Source organism: Paenibacillus alkalitolerans, assembly GCF_016482785.1.
In the GTDB taxonomy this organism is placed as follows: domain Bacteria; phylum Bacillota; class Bacilli; order Paenibacillales; family YIM-B00363; genus Paenibacillus_AE; species Paenibacillus_AE alkalitolerans.
Genome location: NZ_JAEMXM010000048.1, coordinates 1 through 4,730 on the forward strand (window position 1 = coordinate 1; position 4,730 = coordinate 4,730).

Annotated in this window: 6 protein-coding genes; all 6 read right to left on the reverse strand. The window is 37.8% G+C overall.

The window, feature by feature from the left end:
• Positions 1 to 154: 154 nt before the first annotated feature.
• Entirely contained in the window at positions 155 to 484 is a 330-nt protein-coding gene (locus tag JET16_RS29575) for a DUF3024 domain-containing protein (protein WP_325176809.1), read from the reverse strand.
• A 211-nt stretch (positions 485 to 695) separates the two neighbouring features.
• Complete coding sequence (locus tag JET16_RS29580; RefSeq protein WP_199624816.1) at positions 696 to 1,376, reverse strand: HAD family hydrolase; 681 nt, start codon at positions 1,374 to 1,376, stop codon at positions 696 to 698.
• Positions 1,377 to 1,907: 531 nt separating this feature from the next.
• A complete protein-coding gene (locus JET16_RS29585) occupies positions 1,908 to 2,279 on the reverse strand; it encodes a hypothetical protein (protein WP_199624817.1) in 372 nt (123 codons plus the stop codon).
• 243 nt (positions 2,280 to 2,522) lie between these two features.
• On the reverse strand, positions 2,523 to 2,924 hold the full coding sequence (locus JET16_RS29590) for an HIT family protein (RefSeq protein ID WP_199624818.1): 402 nt from the start codon (positions 2,922 to 2,924) through the stop codon (positions 2,523 to 2,525).
• 265 nt (positions 2,925 to 3,189) lie between these two features.
• Positions 3,190 to 3,750 carry a histidine phosphatase family protein gene (locus tag JET16_RS29595; protein WP_199624819.1) on the reverse strand — a complete coding sequence of 187 codons (561 nt, stop codon included), beginning with the start codon at positions 3,748 to 3,750 and terminating at the stop codon, positions 3,190 to 3,192.
• 339 nt (positions 3,751 to 4,089) lie between these two features.
• Positions 4,090 to 4,641, reverse strand: a complete 552-nt coding sequence (locus tag JET16_RS29600) for a hypothetical protein (protein ID WP_199624821.1) — start codon at positions 4,639 to 4,641, stop codon at positions 4,090 to 4,092.
• Positions 4,642 to 4,730 lie beyond the last annotated feature (89 nt).

Below are 4,730 nucleotides of genomic sequence, written 5' to 3' on the forward strand. Positions count from 1 at the left end.
CCGACTTAAGCGAACGTAGTGAGCGGCCGCGATGCGGTTAGACGGTGCAGGGTTGTCCGCTGAATCCGCTTCCCCGAAAATGCTTCTTGCGGACCGAGGGCCTTCAGGCCCGAAGCGTGAATGTGGTGTTATGAGAAGTCATTGCCTTCCCCGATTAACCCCAGAAAAGTCCTCTATTGTCCTTATCTACTATCTTCAATTGTTTTTCAAAATCTTCATCAGGTTTAATATCTTCTACCCAATGCCACTTATCTTTACTGTCCCTCCAATAGACTTTCCATTTGTTTTGATCCAATCTAAATTGAGCGATATCTAGTTGAGTCCATCCTTCACCAACATACGCGGGTCTTTCTTCGAATAACGTTACATTATTTCCTCTTATCTTGAATGTCATTTTTATTTGATTTTGAAGGTGTTTTGGAATTTTTGTTTCAACGTACTTTTCCATAATTTTTGTTACTCTGGTTTTTGTAAAATCGTCCACTTTTCTTCCTCCAACTATGTACTATTAAATGTCTTGCAATGATTTCTCATAACGTTCTTGCATTCACGAACCCTCACCGGCCTAGATAGCTCCTATGGCCAGTGCAGGGTTGTCCGCTGAATCGGCAACACCGAAAATGCTTCTTGCGGACCGAGGCCGTCAGGCCCGATGCGTGAATGCGGTGTTATAGGATGTTTGCGCCTTCCCCGAATTACTTAAACAATTGATCCTTAAGTTCTTTCAAGCTAGATATCGTTATTACTCCAGTCCCTTCATCAGATAAATTATCTCGATTAATCCATATACCCTTCATGTTATATGTACCACATCCTAATATATCTACTTTCAGGTTGTCTCCCACATAAAAACTTTCTTCAGGCCTTACACAAGCTTCGCGGCAAGCAAATTCAAATATGAATGGATCAGGTTTTGCTTTCCCTACTCTTCCAGAAGTAACCACTACTTCAAAATAGTCATAAATGCCTAACTTCTCCAGTTTCTTTTTCTGTTGAATCTCATCACCGTTTGAAATGATTCCCAATCTAAAGCCTTTCAAGCTATCTAAACAAGAAAGAACGTCATCGAACGCACGCCAACTGTCCTCAAAATATTCTACATACCGATCAAATACCTGAATAGCTCTTTGATCCGAAACGTATTCTCCAGTGGTTTCATATAAATCCTTCACTCGATTGATTCTTTGTTGTTCAAAAGTACACTCACACTGAAGATACTTTTTGAAATGCTCTTCTCCAATCTCTTGCCAAGAGCGATAAAAATCGTGTTTTGAAAACCGGGATTTCGAGAATAATTCTTCGTATAATGCTTCGACTGCTGCTCTCTCTGCTCCCTTAAAATCTAAAAGGGTTTGATCAATGTCAAAAAATATCAAAAGCGAGTACCTCCTTCGGATTTATATTAAGTTTGCGCAAATTTCCTATAACGTTCTTGAATTCACGAACCCTCACTGGCTTAAGGCGACCATCGGGAGCCGGGTCCGACGGACTTAGCCAGTGCAGGGTTGTCTGCCTGATTCCGCTTCCCCGAAATTCCTCCGGCAGACCAAGGGCGACAGCCCGAAGCGTGAATGCGTTGTTATATGAAGTGTGGCGGCATCTTTGAATTTACTTTCAAAAGTTATTATTTAGTTTCTTCCTTAATATACGGTGTCAAATCTTTGCCTTTATAATTGTTGGAATCTAGTTTTAGATAGAACTTGCTACCTGAATTCTCTTTATTCATAAAATCCAAATAAAACATATCCATTTTATTATCTTCTTTAGCGATCCATTCCAGAATATTTAATGCAACTTCTGAAATTCTTGTTTGGTTATATCGCTCGGGTCAATTAAAGTAATCCAAAAATAATCTTTTCGGGTCGAGAATTGATTATCGGTCATAATATTTACTCTAACTTCGCTTTTTATTCTTGAAATTCAGATTTAAATTTGGATTTAAGATATTCGCTTAACTTCCTGTTGTAAAGTTCTTCTGTTCTTGAATCTCTTAAAGATTTCAAATCATCTCTAACCAAAACATTAAAACTACTATTATTGACACTATTAACGGTTACTTCAAATGTAGAAAATGCTTTATTGTACGCATTAATTCGGATTGATTGTGTTTCTTTGATATTACTGTTGTTAAGATAATCACTTACAATTTCAATAATCCTATTATGCTTTGATTCTCCACTAAAGTGAGTGTCAATGATTTTAAACACGTAAATGCAAAGTGCTAACAAAACAATTACTCCAATAGTAATTACAAAAAAAACGAGAGACTTGCTTTTCATATTTTTCTCCTTTGTACTCTTTTTAATGGTTTTGCCACATTTCATATAACGTTTTTGTGTTCCTGACGTCGATTCCCCTTAGATAGCTCTTATCTTAGGGGAATCGATGTGTCTGCCTGAATTTTCTTCCTTGAAATACTTCGGGCAGACCGAGCGGCGGCAGCCGCGAAGTAGGAACACGTTGTTAGCTGATGTCAAACGGCATCCCTGAACTTACATACAATTATGTTTGAAATACTTACTTCATTTAAGCTTGTTCAATAAATCATTGAACTTTTCATGCCATTCTTTATGAGTTATCCATTTGATATCTTGATTGTCCCCATTGTATCGAGGGACAATATGAAAATGGATATGAAAAACATCTTGTTGGGCTTCTGAACCTGAACTATTAATAATTTGAACATGCTTAATTCCCAGCTTTTCGTTATATAATGTTACAACCTTCTTCACAACTGACATTACGTTTAGTAAATCATTCTCAGTAATATCAAAAATGTTCTCATAATGCTGCTTAGGGATGACTAACGTATGAAATTCATTGACAGGATTAATATCCAGGAATGCATGAGCATGTTCATCTTCATATACCTTCCATGATTTTGCTTCTCCGTTGACAATCTTACAAAATATGCAATCATTCATATTAGGCATCCCTTTCATTTTTGAATTCTACCTGATTTACTTTTTTTCTATTTTTCCGTTGATTTCAGCTAACGTTTCCGTGTTCACGACGTCCCACCACCCTAAGCGAACGAAGTGAGCGGCCGCGATGCGGTTGGGTGGTGCGGATGTGTCGCCTGAATCCTCTTCTCTGAAATGCCTCCCGGCGACCGAGGCGGCTTGTCCGCCGATGCGTGAACACATTGTTATGTGATGTCACAGTCCTCTTCGATAAACCTACATAAATCTATTCTTTCCATATTCTTTTTACTTCTTTTAATTCTAGGTCTTCAAATTGCATTTTATAGATATCCGGTTTCTTTAATTGATCTAAGAAATCTAAGCCATAATTTGAATCAAAATGATTCATCATCAAAGTCATTACAAGACCGTGTGTTCCAATAGCAATTTTCTTCCCTTTGTGTTCTTTTATTATGGTTTTGAGTACTGCAATTGATCTATTCTGACAATCTGCGTTAGACTCGCCACCTGGTAAGGCATATTCGGGTTTGTTGAAGTTATTTCTAATATTAGACATTAAATCTTTATAAACATCTGCAGCAAAATAACGTTCCCTGAGATCTTCATATGTATTAATCTCTAAGTTTAAGTGCTGAGCCAATCCCTCAACACTCAATACGGCTCGAGAATATGGACTTGAAATTATGATGTCTATTCCTTCACCAATAAGTAACTTCGTTACTTTTTCAGCATCCGCCTTACCCTTTGCGGTGAGTCCTCTTGTTCTTTCATTTCCTTCATCGTATGGTGATTCGGCATGCCTAACCATATAAATTATGGTCTTCATACAAACCTCCTTGTGAAGCTTTCATAATATATTACTGTGATTTCACATAACGTCTCTTGCATCCACGAACCCTCACCGGCTTAGATAGCTCCTATCTTAGCCGGTGCAGGGTTGTCCGCTGATTCCGCTCCCTCGAATAATGCTTCCTGCGGACCGAGGGCCGTTAGGCCCGATGCGTGAATGCGGTGTTAACTGAAGTTGCTGCCCTCTTCGAGTTACATTNCCCTCGAATAATGCTTCCTGCGGACCGAGGGCCGTTAGGCCCGATGCGTGAATGCGGTGTTAACTGAAGTTGCTGCCCTCTTCGAGTTACATTACGCTGTCAAACCAAAATCAATATTAAAAATTGATTTCTTTAACATCAAACCTTTCCCCCTTTTTATAGTATTCAATTGTAATAATGCGGGATCTAAAATTAACTTCGTAATATATTCCCAATGCATATCTGCACACATGCTCAGGTAAAGTCTTACCATCAAAAGACCAAATGTCATCATAGCTGTCTTTTGTTAAAGCAATCAATCTTAATCTATCATCATCTTTTTGGTTTTGTTTTCTATTAGCTTTTTTCATCTCAATTGCAATTAAATTGTCTTGTTTGATATTGTTTCCTCGGCTGTGAACAATAAGATCACAATTAATTTTTACAATAACATCACCAGGGCCATGTATTGTTTTGACGAAAGTTTTTAATTTTCCATTTTTATTTCGATTAAACTCAACGTCTACTTTATATTCAGAAAACTCCGAGTCTTTAATAATATCGTTTAAGTGAAGCATTAACGCACCACAAAGCGTTCTTTCGGAAACCTTCAGATTAAATAATTCAAGATCACTTTGTAGAAAATTTTTATTTGCATTCTCAAATATTTCTATTAGCCTTGCAGACATTATTTACCCCCGTAAATGTAGTTCTTTATTTGTTGCAGCAATTTCAGTTAACGTCTCTCGCATTCACGAACCCCCACTGGCTTAGATAG

Excerpts from the sequence above, each read along its gene's own strand:
- JET16_RS29585 (WP_199624817.1), bottom strand. The coding sequence starts at position 2,279 with ATGAAAAGCAAGTCTCTCGTTTTTTTTGTAATTACTATTGGAGTAATT.
- JET16_RS29590 (WP_199624818.1), bottom strand. The coding sequence starts at position 2,924 with ATGAATGATTGCATATTTTGTAAGATTGTCAACGGAGAAGCAAAATCA.
- JET16_RS29595 (WP_199624819.1), bottom strand. The coding sequence starts at position 3,750 with ATGAAGACCATAATTTATATGGTTAGGCATGCCGAATCACCATACGAT.
- JET16_RS29600 (WP_199624821.1), bottom strand. The coding sequence starts at position 4,641 with ATGTCTGCAAGGCTAATAGAAATATTTGAGAATGCAAATAAAAATTTT.